This window comes from Streptomyces sp. YIM 130001 (assembly GCF_003574445.1).
Lineage (GTDB): Bacteria > Actinomycetota > Actinomycetes > Streptomycetales > Streptomycetaceae > Streptomyces.
Map to the genome: position 1 here is coordinate 205190 of NZ_KZ984563.1, position 20341 is coordinate 225530.

General features: G+C 72.1%; 17 protein-coding genes. 4 read left to right on the forward strand and 13 right to left on the reverse strand.

Features of this window, described 5'->3' with window-relative positions:
• Positions 1–32: 32 nt before the first annotated feature.
• Positions 33–1277 carry a cytochrome P450 family protein gene (locus tag DSC45_RS26595; protein ID WP_119294475.1) on the forward strand — a complete coding sequence of 415 codons (1245 nt, stop codon included), beginning with the start codon at positions 33–35 and terminating at the stop codon, positions 1275–1277.
• Positions 1278–1297: 20 nt separating this feature from the next.
• Here the strand turns inward: DSC45_RS26595 and DSC45_RS26600 are convergent, their stop codons facing one another.
• Both DSC45_RS26600 and DSC45_RS26605 read right to left on the reverse strand, forming a co-directional pair.
• Positions 1298–2134, reverse strand: a complete 837-nt coding sequence (locus tag DSC45_RS26600; protein WP_119294476.1) for a GvpL/GvpF family gas vesicle protein — start codon at positions 2132–2134, stop codon at positions 1298–1300.
• A 124-nt stretch (positions 2135–2258) separates the two neighbouring features.
• Complete coding sequence (locus DSC45_RS26605; protein ID WP_119294477.1) at positions 2259–3008, reverse strand: dienelactone hydrolase family protein; 750 nt, start codon at positions 3006–3008, stop codon at positions 2259–2261.
• 192 nt (positions 3009–3200) lie between these two features.
• Here DSC45_RS26605 and DSC45_RS26610 point away from each other — a divergent pair, with 192 nt between their 5' ends.
• The gene (locus DSC45_RS26610; RefSeq protein WP_119294478.1) at positions 3201–3554 is read left to right on the forward strand and encodes a VOC family protein; all 354 of its coding nucleotides are present in this window, start codon (positions 3201–3203) and stop codon (positions 3552–3554) included.
• A 53-nt stretch (positions 3555–3607) separates the two neighbouring features.
• Here DSC45_RS26610 and DSC45_RS26615 read toward each other — a convergent pair whose 3' ends face one another.
• The 3 genes from DSC45_RS26615 to DSC45_RS26625 all read right to left on the reverse strand — a co-directional run bounded on the left by DSC45_RS26615 (position 3608) and on the right by DSC45_RS26625 (position 7022).
• Positions 3608–4648 (reverse strand): NAD(P)-dependent alcohol dehydrogenase, encoded by a 1041-nt coding sequence (locus DSC45_RS26615; RefSeq protein ID WP_119294479.1) that lies wholly within the window; start codon positions 4646–4648, stop codon positions 3608–3610.
• A gap of 138 nt (positions 4649–4786) precedes the next feature.
• A complete protein-coding gene (locus tag DSC45_RS26620; RefSeq protein WP_119294480.1) occupies positions 4787–5035 on the reverse strand; it encodes a LapA family protein in 249 nt (82 codons plus the stop codon).
• Positions 5036–5234: 199 nt separating this feature from the next.
• Complete coding sequence (locus DSC45_RS26625; protein ID WP_119294523.1) at positions 5235–7022, reverse strand: CocE/NonD family hydrolase; 1788 nt, start codon at positions 7020–7022, stop codon at positions 5235–5237.
• A gap of 258 nt (positions 7023–7280) precedes the next feature.
• Between DSC45_RS26625 and DSC45_RS26630 the strand changes: the two genes are divergently transcribed.
• Together DSC45_RS26630 and DSC45_RS26635 are read left to right on the forward strand one after the other, a co-directional pair.
• Entirely contained in the window at positions 7281–7673 is a 393-nt protein-coding gene (locus tag DSC45_RS26630) for a hypothetical protein (RefSeq protein WP_162929355.1), read from the forward strand.
• A gap of 94 nt (positions 7674–7767) precedes the next feature.
• Positions 7768–8874: a DUF4037 domain-containing protein gene (locus tag DSC45_RS26635; RefSeq protein ID WP_119294482.1), complete on the forward strand. Its 1107-nt coding sequence runs from the start codon at positions 7768–7770 to the stop codon at positions 8872–8874.
• Between the two features lie 15 nt (positions 8875–8889).
• Here DSC45_RS26635 and DSC45_RS26640 read toward each other — a convergent pair whose 3' ends face one another.
• The 8 genes from DSC45_RS26640 to DSC45_RS26675 all read right to left on the reverse strand — a co-directional run bounded on the left by DSC45_RS26640 (position 8890) and on the right by DSC45_RS26675 (position 20318).
• The gene (locus DSC45_RS26640) at positions 8890–9843 is read right to left on the reverse strand and encodes a S66 peptidase family protein (protein ID WP_346426680.1); all 954 of its coding nucleotides are present in this window, start codon (positions 9841–9843) and stop codon (positions 8890–8892) included.
• On the reverse strand, positions 9840–11822 hold the full coding sequence (locus tag DSC45_RS26645; RefSeq protein ID WP_119294483.1) for a S9 family peptidase: 1983 nt from the start codon (positions 11820–11822) through the stop codon (positions 9840–9842). The genes DSC45_RS26640 and DSC45_RS26645 overlap by 4 nt, the downstream gene beginning before the upstream one ends.
• A 15-nt stretch (positions 11823–11837) precedes the next feature.
• Positions 11838–13154 (reverse strand): M20/M25/M40 family metallo-hydrolase, encoded by a 1317-nt coding sequence (locus DSC45_RS26650; RefSeq protein WP_119294484.1) that lies wholly within the window; start codon positions 13152–13154, stop codon positions 11838–11840.
• Positions 13147–13980 carry a M55 family metallopeptidase gene (locus DSC45_RS26655; RefSeq protein WP_119294485.1) on the reverse strand — a complete coding sequence of 278 codons (834 nt, stop codon included), beginning with the start codon at positions 13978–13980 and terminating at the stop codon, positions 13147–13149. Before DSC45_RS26655 ends, DSC45_RS26650 begins: the two co-directional genes overlap by 8 nt.
• 758 nt (positions 13981–14738) lie before the next feature.
• Positions 14739–15758, reverse strand: coding sequence for a hemolysin family protein (locus DSC45_RS26660; RefSeq protein WP_119294486.1), 1020 nt, complete (start codon positions 15756–15758; stop codon positions 14739–14741).
• A complete protein-coding gene (locus tag DSC45_RS26665; RefSeq protein WP_119294487.1) occupies positions 15755–17101 on the reverse strand; it encodes a hemolysin family protein in 1347 nt (448 codons plus the stop codon). Before DSC45_RS26665 ends, DSC45_RS26660 begins: the two co-directional genes overlap by 4 nt.
• 314 nt (positions 17102–17415) lie before the next feature.
• Entirely contained in the window at positions 17416–18720 is a 1305-nt protein-coding gene (locus DSC45_RS26670; RefSeq protein WP_119294488.1) for an LCP family protein, read from the reverse strand.
• A gap of 275 nt (positions 18721–18995) precedes the next feature.
• Positions 18996–20318: a nitroreductase family protein gene (locus tag DSC45_RS26675; RefSeq protein ID WP_119294489.1), complete on the reverse strand. Its 1323-nt coding sequence runs from the start codon at positions 20316–20318 to the stop codon at positions 18996–18998.
• Positions 20319–20341 lie beyond the last annotated feature (23 nt).

The following is a 20341-nucleotide window of genomic DNA, read 5'->3' on the forward strand; positions in this document are numbered from 1 at the left end:
ACCGCCACAGCCCGCCTTCCGGAGGTCCACCCATGCCCGTGCCCGACGCACCGACCCTGCACGAACTCGCCCCCGCAGGGGTCGACTTGGCCACAGACCCGTACCCCCTCTACGCGAAGCTCCAGGCCGAAGGCCCGGTGCACCGCGTCCACATCCCGGGCAGCGGCGACTGCTGGCTCGTCGTCGCACACGACGCGGCGCGCAGCGCCCTCACGGACCCGCGGCTTCGCAACGACATCCGGCACTCGGCGTCCTGGGACACCGACGGCGGTCATGCCATCGGGCGCAACATGCTGCAGAGTGACCCTCCGCAGCACACCCGGCTCCGCCGACTCGTCGCCGCGCACTTCACCCCCGGGCGGATCGGCGCACTGCGCCCGCGCATCGAGGCGATCACCGACGACCTCCTCGACGCACTCCCGCGGACCGGCCCGGCCGACCTCGTCAGCCGGTACGCGCTGCCGCTGCCCGTCACCGTGATCTGCGAGCTGCTCGGCGTACCCGCGACCGACCACGCGCTCGTCCACACCTGGTCCAACGAGCTCGTCATGCCCACCTCCCCGGAGGCCGCCTCCGTCGCCACGGACCGTTTGACCCGTCGGCTGGCCGAACTCGTCGCCGAGAGCGCCGCCCGCCCCGAGGACGACACCCTCCTGAGCCGACTGGCCGCCGCCGGGGCCGACTCCCCTGCCGCCGACGGCCTCGACACGGAGGAACACCTCGCCACCGAAGAACTCCTCGGCATGGTCTTCCTGCTCCTCGTCGCCGGACACGAGACCACGGTCAACCTGATCTCCGCGACGCTGCACAGCTTGCTCACCCACCCCGCGGAGCTCGCCCGGCTGCGCGCCGACCCCGCTCTCACGGCCGCCGCAGTCGAGGAGTCGCTGCGCTACAACTCCCCCGTGCATTCAACGGCGTTCCGCTTCGCCGCCGAGCCGCTCACCCTCGCGGGCACCCGCATACCGGCCGGCGACTCGGTACTCGTCTCGCTCGCCGCCGCGTCCCGCGACCCGCGACGCCACTCCAGGCCGGACGAGTTCGACCTCACCAGGCGCCCGGGCCACCTCGGCTTCGGCCACGGCGCCCACCACTGCCTCGGCGCGCCCCTCGCCCGCGCCGAGGCCACGGTCGCCGTGCACCGCCTCCTGACCCGCCACCCCGACCTCGAAGCGGCTACCGACCCCGCCACGCTCACCTGGCGGACCAGCACGCTGCTGCGTGGCCTCACCGAACTGCCCGTCCGCCTCACGGGGACACCAGCCGGCCACCGATGAGGGACGCCCGCCGAGCGGAGTCAGGACCCGGCCGCCGCCGGGTCACCCGTGAAGGAGTAACCCGCGCGAGGGCCCGCCAAGTCGACACGTACATGGGGCTGTTGGTCGCCCGTGCGGTCGACGAGTTCCACGAAGGCCTCGCTCAGCCGGCGCGGCACGAGGTAGCTGGCGTCGAGTACGCGCACCCGGGGTCCGGTGGACGGTTCGACGGAGCGGGTGTGGGTGGCGTCCGCGTGCCGGGCGAGCAGGGCGTGCAGTCGCTCGCCGAAAGCCCGGGCAATCTCGGCGCGTTCGCCCTCGTCACTCGGCTCGACCGTCAACTCGCCCGAAGGTGCGGTGAGTTGAGCGGTCACTTCCCACTCCACCCGGCCGTCGAGCCGGTCCAGTGCGTGCCGCAGGCGTTCACCGTCGGCCTCCAGCAGGGCGCGCACGCCGCTGTCGTCGGGCAACACCGTGCCGACGGGCAGCGGTACAGGACTGGTCACCGTGGTCAGCGCGTCGATCACCGAGTGGTGCGCGCGTGCCAGCGCGTCCCTGGCCCCTGGGTCGGCGGGCAGGTGCCGTGACGGCAGGGTCGGATTCTCGCGCTGCGGGGAACGGATCGGACCCCGGGCCGAATGCGCTGCGAACGTCGGCGTGCCCGCTCCGGCGGACACCTGCGGCGTACCCGCGAAGTCGTGTCCGGTACGCAACTCCGTCGCGGCGAAGGCGCGTCGGGGCACCGCGCTGACCACAGCCACCAGTTCGCCGTGCCGCAGAGTCCGCACCGGCGCGCCGGAGACACCCCTCAACTCGGCCTGCAGAGGCGCTTCGAAGGGCCTGCACACCGCATACAGATAGCGCAGCTCGTCGCCCATGTCCGCTCCTCGCCACCGGGCCGCCGACGGTGCAGGGGCGGCCGGTCCGACCGTCCCTGCCCCCAGTGCGTTCCCCGCGTGGCGCCCGGAGATGCATCGAATCGCGACCGGGTGCGATCGAGTCTCAACCCTTGGTGAGTGCGCTCTTCAGGACGGGCAGCAGCCGGTCCCAGTGACGTTGCAGGGCATCAGGGTCGAAGGCGTCGGTGTCGGCCATCGTGAAGCCGTGAGCGGCGCCCGGATAGGTCTCGGTGCTGTACGGGACACCCGCCGATTCGAGAGCCTGGTCCAGTTCGGCGAGGGCCTCGGGCGTCAGGTCGTTCTCGGCGAGTCCGATGTGCACCCGGGCGGTGAGCTGCGGCACGAGGCGGTGCGGGCTGTCGGGTGCGTCGGTGACGAGGAAGCCGGGGTGGAACCCGGCGAGGGCGGCCACCCGGTCCGGGTGGGCTGTCGCGGTGCGCATCGCCAGGGCGGCGCCCATGCAGTAGCCCGTCACGCCGACGGGGCCGGCGCTGACCTCGGGCTGCGCCGTGAGGAAGTCGAGGTAGGCGTCGGCGTCGCGCAGAACCCGCTCGGCGGTGTGCTCCTGGATGAGCGGCATGAGACGGCCGAAGAGCTCGGACCTGATGTCATCGCCGATGTGGTCGGGCAGTTCGACGGCCGGTGCGGGGCCGTGCCGGTAGTAGAGATTGGGGACGAGCACGTAGTAGCCGTGCCCGGCCAGTTCGCGGGCCATGTCGTGCAGGACGGGCCGCAGTCCGAAGGCGTCCGCGTACAGCAGTACTCCGGGGTGCTGACCGCCACCGTCGGGGAAGGCGGCGAAGGCGTCGGCCCGGCCGTCAGGGGTGGGGATCTGGAGTGTCTTGGTGGGCAAAGCGAAACTTCCTTCCTCGATCCGGCGCAGAGCGCCGCATGGTCCGACGACCGAGGTCAGCGCCACGACACGCGCCCGCGCACATACCGCCCACTCAACCACTCGACCGGGCACCCGACCAATCTGCCCCGGGGCTCACTCACTCCCCCGAAACGATCACGCGTCCCGGCCGCTCCAACTAGGCTCGCCGCCATGGAGATTCTGGGAACCACACTGCGCATCTGCGTCGATGACCTGGACGCTTCGGTCGCGTTCTACGAACGCCTTGCGGGCGCCCAGGCACATCGCTCCGAACGCGGCGGCGTGTCCGTCGCCGCTGTCGGCTGCTTTCTGCTGATGAGTGGTCCGCCCGCGGAGATCGACGTGCTGCGCAAGGTGGCGGCGACGATCGCGGTGGCGGACGTCGAGGAGGCACAGGCCGTCCTCAGCGCGTCGGGGGCACACGTGGTCGCCGGTCCGGTGGTCTCGCCGGCGGGACGCACCCTCATCGCGCTCCACCCGGACGGTTCGGTGTTCGAGTACGCCGACCGCAAGGGCGTGGCCTGAGCGTTCGGATCTCGCCGGACCGTCGTGGTCCGTGACGATCCGGCCGGGCCCGGTCAGCCGTGCGGCAGGATCACCGCACGGCCGTTGATCTTGCCCTCGTGCAGCCGCTCGTAGACGCGCGGCGCCTCGTCGATCCCGTACGTCTCCACGTGGACGTCGATCGCGCCGGACCGTGCCAGGTCGAGCACCTCGAAGAGCTCGGAACGGCTGCCCCAATACGGTGCGCGCACCGCGGCGTCGTACGGGGTCACCCCGAAGCCCACCAGGGCCGCGCCTCCGCCGATCCCCACGATGGTGACGTCGCTCTCCACCGCGGCTGAGGCTGTCGCGATGGACACGGTCGGCGAGGCCCCCACGAAGTCGAACACCGCCTCAGCGCCGCGTCCGCCGGTGATCCGGCGGATCTCGTCCGGTGCGCCCTCGTCGGAGAGCAGCGTCTCGTGCGCACCCACCTGCGTCGCCAGGGCCAGCTTCTCCTCGGTGACGTCCAGGGCGACGACGCGGGCCGGGGTGAGGGCCCGGAGGAGTTGGATGGCGACGTGCCCGAGCCCGCCGGTGCCGATGACGACGGCCGTACTGCCGGGCACCAGTTTGGGCAGCGCGCCCTTGACCGCGTGGTACGGGGTGAGCCCGGCGTCCGTGAGGGGCACGGACTGCACGGCGTCGAGCCCGTCGAGCGGCACGAGGTGCCGTGCGTCGTCGACGACCATGTACTCGGCCATCGCTCCGGGGGCGCCGAGCCCGGGCGGCAGGATGCCGAGTTCCTCGGCCCGACGGCAGTAGTTCTCCTTGCCCTCCGCACAGGTCGGGCAGGCGCCGCAGCCCCAGGGGCCGTAGACCGCGTACGAGCCGCCTTCGCTGATGCCCTGCACTCCGGGCCCGACGGCCTCGACGGTGCCTGCACCCTCGTGGCCGAGGGTGAGCGGCAGCGGGAAGGTCAGTTGGTCGGCGGTCCAGCTCATCACCGCGATGTCCGAGTGGCAGACGCCCGCGGCCGTGACCTTGAGGAGGATCTGTCCGGGTCCGGGCTCCGGGACCGGCACGTCCACGACCTCGGGTGTCCCGCCGACGGTCCGGTACTGAACGGCCTTCATGACGTACTCCTCGCGGTGCAGGCGGTGGTGCGGTCGCCCCTCGTCTCCGCGTCGTGCCGGGCCTACGGGGCTCCGTCCACCGTGCCCGGGCCCCGGGGGACCCGCAACGCCGCCGGCCGGCCCCGACGCGCATCCGGTTCAGCCGCGTCGTCGCATGAAGTACGCCCCGCAGAGTGCGCCGATGACGGCGGTGATGAGGAGCGCGCTCCACAGCGGCATGGTGACTTCGGGAATGATCAGACGGATCTTGGTGTGCCGGGTGTTCTCGAAGATGAAGACGAGTCCGAGCACGGCGAGTACGGCCATGCCGATACGGGCGGGGGTGAACAGGCCCGCCGTGCGGCCGCCGTCTCCGGCCCGGCTCCTGGTGGAGGTCTTCGGACTCATGGCGGTGACCCTTCCTCTGGATGCGGTCGATCCCTCGCACCAGGATGGGCAGCGGTCGGTCATCCCGCACGGCGGACGGGGGCCGGCCGAGAGGCAGGGGGCCGGGGGTCTGGACCGTTCGGGTGAGGGTGCGGACCACCGCGCACGGGCGGTGCCGGGTGAGCGCGCGTCGTGATCGCGCCCACCCGGTCGGGTACCGCTACTTCACCACCGGGAGCCGCAGGACTCCCGTGTCCGAGGGTTTGCTGGTGACCGTGACGGGCTTGATGCCCTTGTTGCCGTAGTAGGCGTCGTCGCTCGCGGCGGCCACGAGCTGCAGTCGGTGGCCCTTCGCGTACCGGTGCACGATGCCCGGCAGCTTCACCGTGAACGGCTTGGTCACGTCGGGCACGCGAGCCGGCGCCACGAGGCGGTGGACCAGTGTCTTCCTGCCGTCCGGTGCCACGTCGTAGAGCTTCGCGAAGAGGACCAGCTTGTCGGCCGCGTCGCCGGAGTTCTGCACGCGTTCCGTCTTCGGCGAGACCACCTGAAGTGTGGCCTCGGGCGCACCGACCACGTCGGTGTCCTCGGTGAGCGGCTCGCTGGTCCAGTCGAGGTGAGTGCCCTTGGCGTCGTAGGGCTCCGGGTCGGACAGTCCGATCAGGCCGGCGAGCGAGCTCTCCGAATGGCTGCTGGGTAGCAGCCGGTTGCGGTACTCGCGGGCTCCGCGCGCCACCTTGCTGCGGTCCTCGACCAGCTTCCCGTCGCCGGACAGGTAGAGGCTGCGGTTGCGGGCGGGCACGTCGTCGGCGGTGGCGTAGGCGGAGTCGGCGGGCTGCCAGTCGCGGTAGTACGCGAACCCGGGCCCGGTGTCGGCGTCCTCGTCGCCGCGCAGGTACTTCTCGAACCAGCCGAGGATCCGGCGGCCGGTGTACGAGGTCTCCAAGTTCCCCTCCTCCAGGTTGAGTTCACCGGAGGCGGGATCCTTGAGGCCGCCGCTGTGGCCCCAGGACTGCCAGATCATCCCGACCGGGGTGCCCTGCTCCTTGAGGGTCCGGTACGTGGCCTCGGCCTCGTTGAGGTTGAAGAGCGTGTCGGCCTGCCCCTGGACGACGAGCGTGGGCGCCTGGACCCGGTCCAGGTACGAGACGGGCGAGGCGCTGCGGGCGTAGTCGAGCATCTCCCGGGTGCGGTCGGCGGGGTAGCGGCCGCTGTCGAGGAGCCGTTTGGTCTCGCAGGCCCCTGCGACGAAGTGCAGACAGCCCGCACCGCCGAGGCGGGACGGATCGAGGCTCGGATTGAGGAGCCCCTGCGCCTCACCCATGAGGAAGAAGCCGCCTGTCCACTGCTTCTTGTACGCGCCCGGGGTGTCGGAGGAGACACCGGAGTGCTGGGCGGCGTTGTTCGGGTCGAGGGCGTACGCCAGGTCGTTCCAGGTGATCATCGGGACGAGGGCGTCCACGCGGTGGTCCCGGGCGGCGGTGGCCAGTTGGATGGCTCCGCCGTACGAACCGCCGATCATCCCGACGCGGGGGTCGCTCTTCCCGTCCTTGGTCACGTAGTCGATCTCGGCGCCGTCGTCGGCGGCCCGGGTGCCGGCGAGGAAGTCGACGAGCTGCGATGCGGCCTGTCCGTCGATGTCCGGGGCGTCCAGCGAGATGGGGCAGCCGGTCTTGCCGAAGCCGAGGCCCGAGTAGGCGAGGGCGACATAGCCGCGCTCGGCGAAGGCCTTCGCCGAGGCGTCGGTGGAACCGTCCGCCTTGCTGCCGCCGAACCCGTTGGTGGTGAGCACGGCGGGCGCCGGATGGTCGCGGTCGACGCCGGCCGGGCGGTAGAGGTCGGCCTCGACGGTGCAGGTCCTGTCGCCCGCCTCGACGGTGAACTCCAGCGCGATGACAGTGAATTCACCTGCGCCGGGGTCGGCTGCCGCGGCCGGCGCGGCAGCGATCAGAGGCGCCACGAGTGCGGCGCCGAGAGCCGCACCCAAGGGTTTGCGGGCATGCGGCAGGACACGCGGCGTAACGCCGCTGCGAGCGGGGGACGGAGCACGAGACACGCGGAAACCTCCACACCGAGGATTTCTTACCGACTGGTAAGTCTGGAGCCGCGCCCATGTTGTGGCACGTCTCGTGCAGCGGTCAACGGTTGTGTGCGATGTTTGTCGAGGGGAGGTCAGCGACGTAGGTTGAGCCGAGGTTGCGGTAACAACGGCCGCGGGCGGGAGAGTTCACCGCGACGGTGACGGAGGGGGCGCGGTGTGGACCGGATGACGACGCTCGGTGGGATCGCCAGGCCCTGGGACAGTCGCCGAGGCAGGGTGCTGGTCATCTGCTCCTTGGTGGTCACCTCGCCGGCGGCGGGATTCTTGCTCGGCACGCGGCAATGGCTGCTCGCGGGCGCGGCGATCACCCTGGGCCTGGCCTGCTTCGTCGTGGTGGTCGCGGCTTCCGCGGTGGCACGCGTGCGGGACGGGCGCGACATCAGGGCGTCACCGGTCTGGCGGCAGGGCACCACAGCGCTCTGCGCCCTGATGCTTCTCGGCTGCGTGCTCAATCTGCTGACGTCGCAGTGGCTTTCGGCGGCCGTCACAGCGATCGCCGCGTTCGCCTTCGCCGCCCAGAAGGTGCACTACCGACGGCAACAGCGCGCGGCGGACTGACACCAGGGCCCGTCACGCCGCTCCACGCCACCCGCCCGCGCGCCGGGCGGAAATTGCGTCGCCGGCCGTGCCCTCATGCAGCACCCTGTCCCCCATGCCCGCACCCACACCCCCCTTCGTCCCCGGCCTCGAACTCTCCCGGCTCTTCTACCTCGAGGCCGTACGCCCGCTGGTAGCAGCGGCGGCACCCGGCATCCCGCACTGCGCCGCACGGCTGGGCGACGGCTCCGAGGTGCTCGGCCACGACACACCGCGCTCCGCCGACCACGAATGGGGGCCGCGTCTGCAGTTGTTCCTCTCCGCGGCCGACCTCGAGCAGTACGGCGCGCGGATCGACGCCTTGCTGGCCGACCAGCTACCGAAGAGGTTCCGCGGATACCCGACCCACTTCGCGTCCACGGACGACGCCGGGATCGGCGTGATGCGGGAGACGGACGGGCCGGTGCGCCACCGCATCGAGATCAGCGAACCGGCCGCCTGGTTCACCGGCCGGCTCGGCTTCGATCCCACGCGCGGCATCACCAACGCGGACTGGCTGGCGACGCCCGACCAGCGCCTGGCCGAGGCCACTTCGGGCACCGTCTTCCACGACGGCCTCGGGACTCCGACCGCGGCCCGCACCGCCCTCGCCTGGTATCCGCGGGACCTGTGGCTGTACGTGCTCGCCTGCCAGTGGCAGCGCGTCTCGCAGGAGGAGGCCTTCGTCGGGCGCTGCGGTGAGGTGGGCGACGAACTGGGAGCCGCGGTGGTCGCCGCGCGGCTGGTGCGTGATCTGATGCGCCTCTGCCTCCTGATGGAGCGTCATTATCCGCCGTACAGCAAGTGGTTGGGCAGCGCCTTTGCCCGGACCCGGATCGCCACCGCCCTGACCTCGCACCTCGTGGCGACCGTGGCGGCCACCGACCGGGAACGCCGTGAGCGACACCTGGCGCGCGCCTTCGAGACCGTCGCCACCGCACACAATCGGCTCGAACTCACCGACCCGGTCGACCCGTCCACCCGCCCGTACCACAGCCGTCCCTACCGGGTGCTGCACGCCGAACGCTTCGCGTCCGCACTCACCGCCCGCATCGAGGATCCGGCGCTGCGGGCACTGCCACCGACCGGGACCGTCGACCAGTTCGTGGACAACACGGACGTCCTGACCCGGCCGACTCGTGCTCGCACCGTCGTGAACGCGCTTTACGAGCAAGGGAGTTGATTACCCGGGCCGAGGTCACCTCAGGGCCGGCACCTCGTACGTCAGGGACGCACAGTCCGCCTCCGTGCCGAGGGTGGCCGGCAGACCGAACGGGATCGTACGAGCACCCTCGGAGTGTCCGAACCCGAATTCCTCGGCCACCGGCACCCCCAGCCCCACCAGCCGGTCCGCGAGTACGGCCCTGACCTCGCCGGGAGGTCCGCAGTCCACCCACGAGCCCAGCAGGACACCACGCACGCCCTCGAGCCAGCCGGAGCGCAGGAGTTGGGTGAGGCACCGGTCGAGGCGGTAGTCCTCCTCACCCACGTCCTCGATACAGAGCAGACCGCCCCGAGCGGACGGCCGGGCGTGCGGGGTGCCGAGGTCACTGGCGAGGAGTGAGAGGCAGCCGCCGAGCACAACTCCCTCGGCGCGCCCCGGAGTCAGGGCCCGTCCGGCCGCATGGGTCTGCACCGTCTCCGGTTCGAAGAGGGTGGCCCGCAGATGCTCCTGGGTCGCCCGCGTACCGATGAAATCGAGGCCTGCCACCATCGGCCCGTGCAGTGTGGCCAGTCCGGCCCGCACGGCGAACGCCTCGTGCAGGGCGGTGATGTCGCTGAAGCCGACGAAGACCTTCGGGCCCGCGGCCCGCATCGCCGCCCAGTCGACCAGGTCCACCATGCGTTGTACGCCGTACCCTCCGCGGGCGCAGAACACGGCGTCGACCGACGGGTCGCACCAGGCGTCCTGGAGGTCCTGCGCGCGGTCGCTGTCGCTGCCCGCCAGATAGCCGAACTCCCGGTGGGTGGTGAGGACATGGGGAGCGACCGTGACTTCGAGCCCCCAGCCGCGCAGGATGTCGAGTCCCGCCCGCAGCCGCTCCTCGGGCACCGGTCCACTCGGTGCGACCACGGCGACCCGGGCGCCGGGAGCGAGTCGCCCGGCCCGGGACAGTGCCCCGTCGGGCAGGACCGCGGACGCCGGTATCACTTGCTGAGCTCCAGCGTCGGTACGCCGGCCGGCCGAAGGCCGAACACCTGGGCATACAGGGACAGTTCGGCCTCCAGGGCGCGGACCATGGTGTCGGCACGGCGGAAACCGTGCCCCTCGCCCTCGAAGGCGATGTAGGCGTGCGGGACGTTCCGCCCCGCCATGTCGGCCAGGAGCCGTTCGCACTGGGCGGGGGGACAGATCACGTCGTCGAGTCCCTGCAGGAGCAGGAACGGGGCGGTGATCCGGTCCGCGTGCTCGACCGGCGAGCGGTCCCGGTAGCGGCCCGGCACCGCCTCGATCGGGCCGATCAGCGAATGCAGGTACTGGGACTCGAAGTCGTGCGTCTCGCCGGTGGCCCAGCCCGTCAGATCGAGGATCGGGTAGATGACGGTGCCACAGGCGTACAGATCCGTCGTGGTCAGGGAGGCGGCCGCGGTCCAGCCGCCCGCACTGCCTCCGCGGATCGCCAGCCGGTCACGGTCGGCCGTGCCCTCGTCGGCGAGCGCGCGGGCGACCGCGGCGCAGTCCTCCACGTCGACGACGCCCCACTGCTCGCGCAGCCGCTCCCGGTAGGCACGGCCGTAGCCCGTCGAACCGCCGTAGTTGACCTCGGCGACGCCGATGCCGCGCGAGGTGAAGTAGGCGATCTCCAGGTCGAGTACGAGCGGTGCATGGCCGGTGGGTCCGCCGTGCGCCCACACCACGAAGGGAGGCAGTTCACCGTCGGGCGCCCGGTGATCGGGATGGTGCGGCGGGTAGACGTGGGCGTGGATCTCACGCCCGTCCGGGCCCTCGAACGTCCTGATCTGCGGTTCCGGATAGTAGGCCGGGTCGACGGGGTCGTCGTGCTCGGCACCGATCACCCGGGCGTGGCCGGCGGCGGTGTCGAGTTCGACCACCTCGAACGCGCTGCGCGGGCTGGCGGCCACGGAGGCCACCCGGGTTCCGTGGACGGCGAGTTCCGATGCCCATTGGGTCCACGGGCCCGCGGTGTCGACGAGTTCGCCGGACTCCGGGTCGAGGACGCCGAGTGCGGTGGACCCGATGCCGTGCACGACGGCGACGAGGCCGTCGTCGAGCGGGGCGAACCAGCGCTGGCCGATCTTCCACAGCGGCCCGGCGAACTCCTCGTCGCGCACGCACAGCGGTTCGGTGCCGCGGTCCGGGCCTGACCGGTAGAGGTTCCACCAGCCGGTCCGGTCCGAGGCGTAGAGCAGGGCGCCGTCCGTGGTCCATTCGGCCTGGGCGATGGACTCCGTGGGACCGCCCGCAACGGTCCACTGCTCACCGAAGGTGCCCTCGGGAGTGACGTCGGCGAGGATCAGCTCGGTGCCGTCCCACGGCATTCGCGGATGGTCCCAGGCGATGAAGGCGACACGTCCGCCGTCCGGCCGGAGCCGGGGGCCGGTGACGAAGCGGTGGTGTCCGTCGGACAGTTCGCGCACCGCGGTGCGGTCGTCGGCGGCGGAGCCGTCCAGGGGTACGGCGGCGATGACCCGACGTACGTCGGTGGGGCCTTCGCCGGTGAACTCCTCGAGCACGCACCACACTTCACCCCGGTCGGCGAGGAGCTGCGGATCGACCCAGCGCAGTCCGCCACCGGTGTCCGAGAGCGGGGTGAGCGGCCGCGGTGCGGCGCCGGGCACGTCCGGTTCGTAGACGTAGAGCCGCTGGTCGGGGAAATGGACGAAGACGATCAGCGGGCCGTCGTCCGCGCGGCCGGCGCCGGCCCAGGGCAGGCCGCCGTACTCGATGACTCGGCTGCGGACGTTCCACGGGGGCGGGAGCACGGACTCCTCGGTGCCGTCGGCGCGCCGGCGTACGAGAGCGCGTCTGCCGCCCTCCGCGGGCCGCGGCGCGGTCCACCACACCTCGTCCCCGACGAATCCGGTGTATTCGGGCCGCCCGTCGTGCGAGGCGGCGAGCGCCGCGTCCACGGGTGACGGCCAGGCTCCGTACGACTCGGTACGCACCATGGTCCCAGGGTCCTCCTATGCCGTTCGCAGAAAGCGGTCGAGCACCTGCACCCCGAAGTGCAGGGCGTCCACCGGGACTCGTTCGTCCACGCCGTGGAAGAGGGCCTGGTAGTCGAAGCCCTCCGGCAGCTTGAGCGGGGAGAAGCCGTATCCGGTGATGCCGAGCCGGGAGAACTGCTTGGCATCCGTCCCGCCCGACATGGAGTAGGGCACGACGTGGCCCTCGGGTGCGAACTCCTCGACGGCCGCCCGCATTCTGGCGTACGTCGGGGAGTCGACCGGTGCCTGGAGGGCGACCTCGTGGTGGTAGAACTCCCAGTCGACATCGGGCCCGGTGAGGCGGTCGAGGGTCTCGCGGAACTCGTCCTCACCGCCGGGCAGGAAGCGACCGTCGACGTAGGCGGCGGCCTCCCCGGGGATCACGTTGATCTTGTAACCGGCCTGCAGCATCGTCGGGTTGGCGCTGCCGCGGATCACCGGCTGGACCAGTTCCGCTGCCCGGCCGAGTTTGCCGATGAGTTCGTCGGCGTCGAAGTCCGGGGCGTGCACATCGGTCTCCACGCCGTGCAGTACGGCCAGTTCGGCGAGTGCGGCGCGCACGGTCGGGGTGAGGCGGACCGGCCACTCGTGTTCGCCGATACGGGCGATGGCGTGTGCGAGGTGGGTGACCGCGTTGGCCCGGTTCACCTTCGAGCCGTGTCCGGCCCGGCCGCGTGCGGTCAGCTTGAGCCAGCCGGTGCCCCGCTCCCCCGCCGCGATCGGGTAGAGCTGCATCCCGGGCGCCGCGTGGAAGGTGAAGGCGCCGGACTCGCTGATGCCTTCGGTGCAGCCCTCGAACAGGTCCCGGTGCTGGTCGGCGAGGAACCCGGAGCCGTCGTCGGCGCTGGCCTCCTCGTCCGCGGTGAACGCGATCACCAGATCGCGGCGCGGACGGACGCCGGTGCGGGCCCACTCACGTACGACCGCGAGGATCATCGCGTCCATGTTCTTCATGTCGATGGCGCCGCGCCCTTGTACGACGCCGTCGACGACCTCACCGGAGAACGGGTCGAACTGCCAGTCGGACGGCTCGGCCGGGACCACGTCCAGGTGGCCGTGGACGAGCATGGCCTCGGCTGACGGGTCGGTGCCTTCGAGACGGGCGACGACATTGGTGCGGCCCGGCGTGCGTTCGAGGAGTTCGGGCGTGAGCCGCGCACCGGCCAGCTGCTCGGCGACGTACTCGGCGGCCGGGCGCTCGCGGCAGTCGCCGCCGCCCCGGTTGGTGGTGTCGATACGGATCAGCTCCGAGGTGAACCGTACGACCTCGTCGAATGCCTCACCGTCAGCCATACTGCTCCTCCACCGCAGCCGAGACGACCGTGGTGACCGCCTTGAACGTCCTGATTCCCTCGTACATGGTGGCGCTGGTGTAGGCCACCTTCCGCTCCCCGGTGCGGGCCACTCCGGGCACCACGGTGGCCGCCATGGCCAGGTGCTCGGCGTCGAACTCGAGGGCCACGGTGCGCGGTTCGGGAGCGGCCGGGTCGAGGCGGCCGGCACTGGAGACCGCGTCCTTGGCGGCGGCCCGGATGTCTCGGGCGGTACGGGCGGGGGTCCTGCAGACGGCCGCGTACCGCGACACGTGGTCCTTGACCGCGACCTTGCGCGCCTCCGGCGCATAGCCGAGGGCGTCCTCGCAAGTCAGATCGTCGCCGGTGACGAGGACGACCGGGACGCCGTACTCGGCGACGACCAGAGAATTGAGCAGGCCCTCGCTGGCGCGCTTGTCGTCGACCCAGACTCCGGTGATCTGGTTGGCGAGGTAGGTGTGGGCGAGTACACCTTCCATCCCCGCACCGGTGTGATAGCCGACGAACGCGATGCCGTCGACATCGCCGTGCTGTACACCCTCGACCATGCTGAGCGACTTGTGCCGTCCGGTGAGCATCTCGGCGCGCTCGTCGAGCTGTTCGAGGAGCAGATTGCGCATCGTCCAGTGCGCTTCGTTGATGAGGACCTCGTCGGCGCCGCCGTCGAAGAAGCCCTGCACGGCAGCGTTCACATCCGAGGTGAACAAGGCGCGGCAGCGCTCCCACTGCGGCGTTCCGGGCAGCACGTCGGCCGGCCAGGTCACGCCCGAGGCGCCCTCCATGTCGGCGCTGATGAGGATCTTCATCCGCGTCACGGTACGCGCCGGTGAAGGCACAGGCCAGAGCCTCCGCCGTTCCCATAGGTCCATACCTCTGACGGTGCCGCGACCTCTGGGAACGGGGGGGTGTCCGACTGCCCCTCGGTGTGTCGGGACACGCGCACGGGCCCGGCGCCCACAGCGGCGCCGACAGGGCGCGGTGCAACCCCGCCCGGCGTAAGCCGGGTGGTGCATCCAGGTGTGAGGCGCCGGGTACTCGGGCCGGTGGCCGCGGCAGCACGGATCGGCCACCCGGTGGTCATGCGCGGCGGTGGCCCCCGGCTCCTTCGGCGAGAGGGGAGGAGCTACGACCGGTCCGTTCGCCGCCGCGCGGCGGCGAACGGCCGGTGGTGGCCGTGATCGGCCGGTTGACGGCGTCCGGCGCGGCGGCGAACGACCGGAATCCGGCGCGGCATTCGGCGGGTGCGGAGGCCGCCGTGCTCGGAGTGCCGCTGCCTCCCTCGCCTGCCCGGGCAGCTCTTCGGGGACGCGCGGCACGGGGTGGCGGGGGTGTCGCCGACGGCGGCTCTGGAGAGGTCCGCCCCGGGCCTCGGACGCCTCGGCGGAGGCGGTCGGGAGACTGGCCGTCGCTCCTGCTGGTGACCGGGTGCACGGCCCCACCGCCGCTCGCGGCGCGGGCCGTGCGCGGGCCCAAGACGTGCGGGTCCAGGGGGCACGCGTGACGGCAGGGGTCGGTACGGGTGACGCGGGGGCGGGTGCACGAACGGCGCCCGCCCCTGTTGGCCTCACGCCGCAGGCGGCTCGATCAGGCGCCCCAGGAGGTCGTCCAGGCTGACCAGCCCCACCAGCGCGCCGGTGCCGTCGTGGACCACGGCGAGGGTGGCCCGGCGACGGCGCAGTTCGTCCACGCCCTGGGCGAGCGTGTCGCCCGGTGACAGCACCGGTACGGGCCGCGCCAGGTGCCGGGCGTCCGAGTCCCGGCCCTTGGCGCGCGCCACCAGCGCGTCCCGGGCGTGCACGGACCCGATGACCGCGTCGCCGTCCATCACCAGCAGCCGGGTGCGGTCGCCGTCAGCGGCCACCTGCAGGATCCCGGCCAGGTCCGCCGCCGCAGGTACGCGGACGACCCGGTCCATCGGGATGAGCAGCTCCCCCACCGGCGTCCCCGGCTGGGTGAGCGAGCTGGTGATGAGCCCCGAGTCGGCCTTGCTGATCAGTCCGAGCCGTTCCGACTCCTCGACGAGGTGGGTGAGTTGCTCCCGGTCGTGCACGGAGGTCAGTTCGTCGCGCGGGGTGACACGGCACAGCCGTACCAGGGCGTTGCTGATGCGGTTGAGTACCTGGATGAGCGGCCGTACGAGCCGTACCAGAGCACGGAAGGGCGGTGTGAGCAGCATCGCGGACCGCTCGGGATGCGCGATGGCCCACGACTTGGGCGCCATCTCGCCGACGACCATGTGCAGGAACACCACGACGACCATCGCGACGGCGAAGGCGATGCCGTAGCTGACGCCGGCGGGCAGGCCGAGCCGGGCGAGCAGCGGGTCCAGCTCGTGGGAGATGGCCGGCTTGGAGACCGAACCGAGGCCCAAGGTGCAGACGGTGATGCCCAGTTGGGCGCCGGCCAGCATCAGGGACAGTTCCTTCATGCCCGCGAGCGCCGCGCGTGCGCCGCGCTTGCCCTGTGCGACGGCCTGTTCCATGCGGTGCCGTTTGGCCGCGACCAGGGCGAACTCGGCGGCCACGAAGAATCCGCTGCCGATCAGGAGCAGCAGGGTCACGAAGAGTGCCAGGGGGAAGCTCATGCGCCGGCCTCCTCTCCGGCCTCGGTGCGGGCGGTGGCCGGCAGCTGCTCGATGCGGACCCGTTCGGGCACGTGCCGGTCGAGGCGGAGTACGTCGATGACGGCTTCGGTGCCGTCCGGCAGCGGCACGGCGAGCCGGTCGGCGACGGCCGGGAAGCGGCCCAGCCGGTCGACGACGAGCCCGGCCACGGTCCCGTAGTCGTCGTCGCCGGGCAGCGCGATGCCGGTGGCCTCGGCGACCTCGTCGAGCCGGCGCCCCGCCTCGACGAGCCAGCCGGTGCCGTCGGGGACGGCGACGGTGACGACCCGATCGCTCTCGTCGGCGATGTCGCCGACGAGTTCCTCGGCGATGTCCTCGTAGGTGACGATCCCGGCGACTCCGCCGTGTTCGTCGAGCACCACGGCGAACTCGTCGTCGCGCTCCCGCATCTGGGCGACCGCGCCCGGCAGCGGGAGGGTGTGCGGCAGCAGGAGGGGCCGCCGGGCGATCCGCTCGACGGTGGTGTCCTCGAACCGGTCCGCGGGCAGCCGGGTCAGCTCCCGCACGCCGACGACGCCGATCACGTCGTCGGGGTGGTCGCCGAGGACCGGATAGGCGGAGTGCCCGTGCCGTGCGATGAGCCGTACGGCTTCGTCGGCGGTGGCGACGTTGCGGATGAACACGGAGTCGGAGCGGGGGACGCGCACCTCGTCGAGGGTGCGCTCCGAGAACTCGAGTGCGTGGTCGAGGAGTTGGGCGGTGTGCCCGGGCAGGTGGCCGCCCTCGTGGGATTCGTCGATGAGGTGGCCGAGTTCCTCGAGCGTCGCGCCGTGATGGAGCTCCTCGACGGGTTCGATGCCGACCTTGCGGAGCAGTCGGTTCGCGGCACTGTCGAAGATGTGGACGACGGGCCCGACGATCTTGAGGTACGTGAGTGTGGAGCCGGCCAGAGACTTCGCCAGACGTTCCGGTACCGCCAGGGCGAGGTTCTTCGGGGCGAGCTCGCCGACCACCATCTGCAGCACGGTCGCCACGACGAAGCCGGTGACGACGGAGATCGCGGAGACCGCTCCGGTGGACAGCCCGGTTCCCTCGAGGGCGGGGGTGAGCAGGGCCGACACCGAGGGCTCGGCGAGGAAGCCGACGACGAGTCCGGTGACGGTGATGCCGAGCTGGGCTCCGGAGAGCATGAAGGACAGGCGCTCGAGGATCTTCAGGGCGCGGGCCGCCCGATGGTCACCCGCTTCGGCATCCCGGGCGAGGGCGAGCCGGTCGGCGGCGACGTAGGCGAACTCCTGCGCCACGAAGTAACCGGTTCCGGCGGTCAGTACGAGCACGGCGAGCAGGCCGAACACGGCACTCATCGCGGATCACCGGCCTGATCGCGGACGGCGGCGGGCCGGCGGCCCGGGCCCGGAGTGGCGGAGAGGGAACTGGGAGGCTCACCCATTGCGGGAACGTGGCTCCTTCGTCGGTGCCGGCCCGTGTGGAGCGCGGCGTCGGGGGCGTAGTTTCTACACGCACTGTAGAGGAATCGCAAACGCTCGCGAGTCGTGCGGTGGGGCTCCGGAGCACGCGTGCGCGCTCCGAGGACTCGGATGCCGCGGGGTCGCCCGAGCCAAAGTACCCGGGCGGTGTCGCCACTTGCGACCGACGCTCGGCCGAGCGGGCACCGCGGTCACCTCAGTGACGTGAAGTCCTCGCCGACCACGAGTGTCACCGCTCCCGCCGTCGCCTCGTCCGACGCCTCCGCCTTGGCGCCCGGCAGGCGTGAGCGCAGCACCTGCGCCTGCGCGCGCTGGTCCGACGGGTAGGTGACGCGGGTCTTCTCCTCGGTGTCCGGCGCATTGCCGGTACCGGTGACGGTGTAGCCCGCCTGCTTGAGCTCCTCGGCCGCCTTGCCCGCCAGGCCGCCTCGGTCGGTGCCGTTGAGTACCTGGACGCGTACGTCGCGCGCGTGGGGCCCGTTCGCGGCGTCGCCGGCCACCCGCTTCTTGTCGACCTCCTTGTCCTTGGCCAGGGAGGTGAACAGCTGCGCGGCCTGCGGGTACTGCCAGACCACGTTGGCCCGGTCGGTGGGGACGTCGAGTTCCCTCGGATAGTTCGGCACCGTGAGGAAGGTCAGCCGGTCCTCCGGGACGCCCTTGAGTTCGGTCGCAAGGCCGGCGAGGGGCCGGACGCCGGCGAGTGAGCGGTCGGTGGTGATCGAGCCGGTGGCGGCCTTCAGGAAGCCGTAGAGATCGCCGGGGCTGGTGAGTTTCTGCTTGGCCCGGTCGGCCAGGGCCCGCATGAACTCCTGCTGGCGCTCGATCCGGCTGATGTCCGAGCCGTCCCCGACGCTGTAGCGCGTGCGTACGTAGCCGAGTGCGGCCTCGTCCTTGACCGTCTGGCAGCCCGCCTCCAGGTCGAGGTCGGCCTTCTTGTCGTGGATGGCCTGCTTCGGGCAGACCTCGATGCCGCCGAGGGCGTTCACCATGCCTTTGAAGCCCTGGAAGTCGACGGACGTGAAGTGGTCGATGCGCAGTCCGGTGTTCTGCTCCACGGCCCGGATCGTGCAGGCCGCGGCGCCCGCGACCTCGCCGGTTGCGCCACCGATCGCGAACGCCTCGTTGATCTTGAAGTGGTGGGCCGCCGACCGCGTGCCGTCGCCCTTGTCGCAGGCGGGCACCTCCACCCAGGAGTCGCGCGGGAACGACACCACGGTCGCCCATTTCCGGTCCGCCGCGATGTGCACGACCATCAGGGTGTCCGACTGCATCGTCGTCAGCCCCTTGCCGTACTTGCCGTTGTCGCCGTCCCGGCTGTCGGAGCCGACGACCAGGATGTTCTTGGAACCGGGGCTCAGTTTCTCGGGCCGGTCGCCGCCGACCTTGCCGTCGATGTCGGCTGCTCCGATGCTGCCGTCGAGGTCCTGGTACACCCACGCACCCACACCCGCCACGGCGAGTATCAGCACCGAGAAGACCCCTGCGGTCCACAGCATGATCCTGCCGCGCCGCGTCCGCTGCCCCCGTCGTGCACGCCCGGCGGGCCGCGCCTGTCGACCACTGCCCCGTTGCCCCACCCTGTCGCCCTTCAGCACCCGGCCGTACGCGGCCTGTTGACCCTCGGATCCCGTGGCGGGTGATCCGCAGCACGGAAATCGCACTCTACACACGTGTAGAAAGTGACGTGCGTGCAGCATGCAGCGGTTCCCCCGCGTCAGTCGGACCGCGCGAGCCGCCGCACTTCCGGCGGCCCGAGTCCGCGCCTATCGGGTCACCCGTCGCTCCCCAGGGCCAGACCGTGCACGATCGGCCCGGCGTCCGGCGCCGCCCCGAGACGGGCCCCGGCGGCGGAGGGCTGCCAGGAACCGAGCGGACGCGAGGCCGAGCCGAGTTCGGTGGCCGTCAGTTGAGCCAGACCGACGGCGTATCCGGCCATGAGGTGGTCGCGCCGGATGCGGGCCGCGTCCGCATCCGGCGGGGAGCCGAGGCCCAGGAGTACCGCTCCGGTGCCGGCCAACCACCCCTGCCCCGCCGCCCACTCCCCGAGCCGGGGGCGTACGTCGCCCGGGGCGAGCGGGCGCAGCGCGGGGCCGCCGTCGGCCGCTGCCTCCGCTCCCGGCCGAAGGCCCACGACCTCGTCGCCGCCGAGCGCCACGCACCACTCGAGTTCCGGCGCCGCGGCGGCGGCCCGGACCAGCACCCGCGCCAGGTCCGCACGCGCGGGCGTACCGCCGACGGGAGGTTCCGCGCTGCGCCGGGCGCCGATCACCCGCTCCGGTACGGGACCGGCGGGCGCGGACCAGGTGGCCGCGGCCCCGCCCGCGTCGGCCACCGCGACCAGGGCCTGCCAGGTGCGGCGCAGTACGGACGGGACGGGCAGCGGGTCCGCGGGCAGTGGCGCGTCCGCCAGTGGTTGCGCCGCCCAGCGCCTCAGTGCCGAGGACGGGGCGTCGGCCACCGGGTCGAGGACGACGGCGGCGAGCGGGTGCAGGGGTTCGCTCCCGCCCCAAATGGCCTCCCACTGGGCCGAGTTCGGCAGACCGGCAGCGGCGGAGAGCAGTGCCCCGTCGGCGTCGGTGCAGAACGAACCCGCGCCGCCGGCTGTCAGCGCGGCGAGTGCGTGGCCCACGTCCAGGAGCAGCAGCGGGAACGCCCGGTGCGCGTAGTGCGAGACGGTGCGGCGCGCGGCGACGGTCAGAACGGCGAGGCAGCCTTCGGGTGCGTCCTGCGGCGCAGGGCCGCGGCGTCGGACCCGGTGGGTGAGCGGATCGTAGGCGTATCGGCCCGGCGCGAGCAGCCCACCGCCCGGTCCGACCAGGAGCTGAACGCCGACGGGGTATCGGGCACCGGCCGACGGCAGGGGCCGCCTCTCCTGTCCGCCGGTGGCGGCGAGCGCGCGACGCAGCACCCGGCCCCATGCCGGGGCGGCCTCTCCGTCAGGCGGTGCCGCGCCGATCGCCTCCGCGGAGGCGGGCCACAACGGGTGTCCGCCGGAAGGGAATCGGGACTCGGGCTCTTCCTTCGAGCGGGCCCGGGCCAGTGCCTCCCGGGCCGTCGGGGTGGCTGACGGCGTGGCGCCGACGGGCAACGACATCGCGCTTCTCTCCGTACGGTGGC

What these genes read in the sequence shown, in the direction of transcription:
- DSC45_RS26660 (WP_119294486.1), bottom strand. Translation starts at nt 15,758, where the DNA reads ATGAGCTTCCCCCTGGCACTCTTCGTGACCCTGCTGCTCCTGATCGGC.
- DSC45_RS26675 (WP_119294489.1), bottom strand. Translation starts at nt 20,318, where the DNA reads ATGTCGTTGCCCGTCGGCGCCACGCCGTCAGCCACCCCGACGGCCCGG.
- DSC45_RS26645 (WP_119294483.1), bottom strand. Translation starts at nt 11,822, where the DNA reads ATGGTGCGTACCGAGTCGTACGGAGCCTGGCCGTCACCCGTGGACGCG.
- DSC45_RS26665 (WP_119294487.1), bottom strand. Translation starts at nt 17,101, where the DNA reads ATGAGTGCCGTGTTCGGCCTGCTCGCCGTGCTCGTACTGACCGCCGGA.
- DSC45_RS26635 (WP_119294482.1), top strand. Translation starts at nt 7,768, where the DNA reads ATGCCCGCACCCACACCCCCCTTCGTCCCCGGCCTCGAACTCTCCCGG.
- DSC45_RS26670 (WP_119294488.1), bottom strand. Translation starts at nt 18,720, where the DNA reads ATGCTGTGGACCGCAGGGGTCTTCTCGGTGCTGATACTCGCCGTGGCG.
- DSC45_RS26600 (WP_119294476.1), bottom strand. Translation starts at nt 2,134, where the DNA reads ATGGGCGACGAGCTGCGCTATCTGTATGCGGTGTGCAGGCCCTTCGAA.
- DSC45_RS26650 (WP_119294484.1), bottom strand. Translation starts at nt 13,154, where the DNA reads ATGGCTGACGGTGAGGCATTCGACGAGGTCGTACGGTTCACCTCGGAG.
- DSC45_RS26615 (WP_119294479.1), bottom strand. Translation starts at nt 4,648, where the DNA reads ATGAAGGCCGTTCAGTACCGGACCGTCGGCGGGACACCCGAGGTCGTG.
- DSC45_RS26620 (WP_119294480.1), bottom strand. Translation starts at nt 5,035, where the DNA reads ATGAGTCCGAAGACCTCCACCAGGAGCCGGGCCGGAGACGGCGGCCGC.
- DSC45_RS26595 (WP_119294475.1), top strand. Translation starts at nt 33, where the DNA reads ATGCCCGTGCCCGACGCACCGACCCTGCACGAACTCGCCCCCGCAGGG.
- DSC45_RS26655 (WP_119294485.1), bottom strand. Translation starts at nt 13,980, where the DNA reads ATGAAGATCCTCATCAGCGCCGACATGGAGGGCGCCTCGGGCGTGACC.
- DSC45_RS26630 (WP_162929355.1), top strand. Translation starts at nt 7,281, where the DNA reads ATGACGACGCTCGGTGGGATCGCCAGGCCCTGGGACAGTCGCCGAGGC.
- DSC45_RS26610 (WP_119294478.1), top strand. Translation starts at nt 3,201, where the DNA reads ATGGAGATTCTGGGAACCACACTGCGCATCTGCGTCGATGACCTGGAC.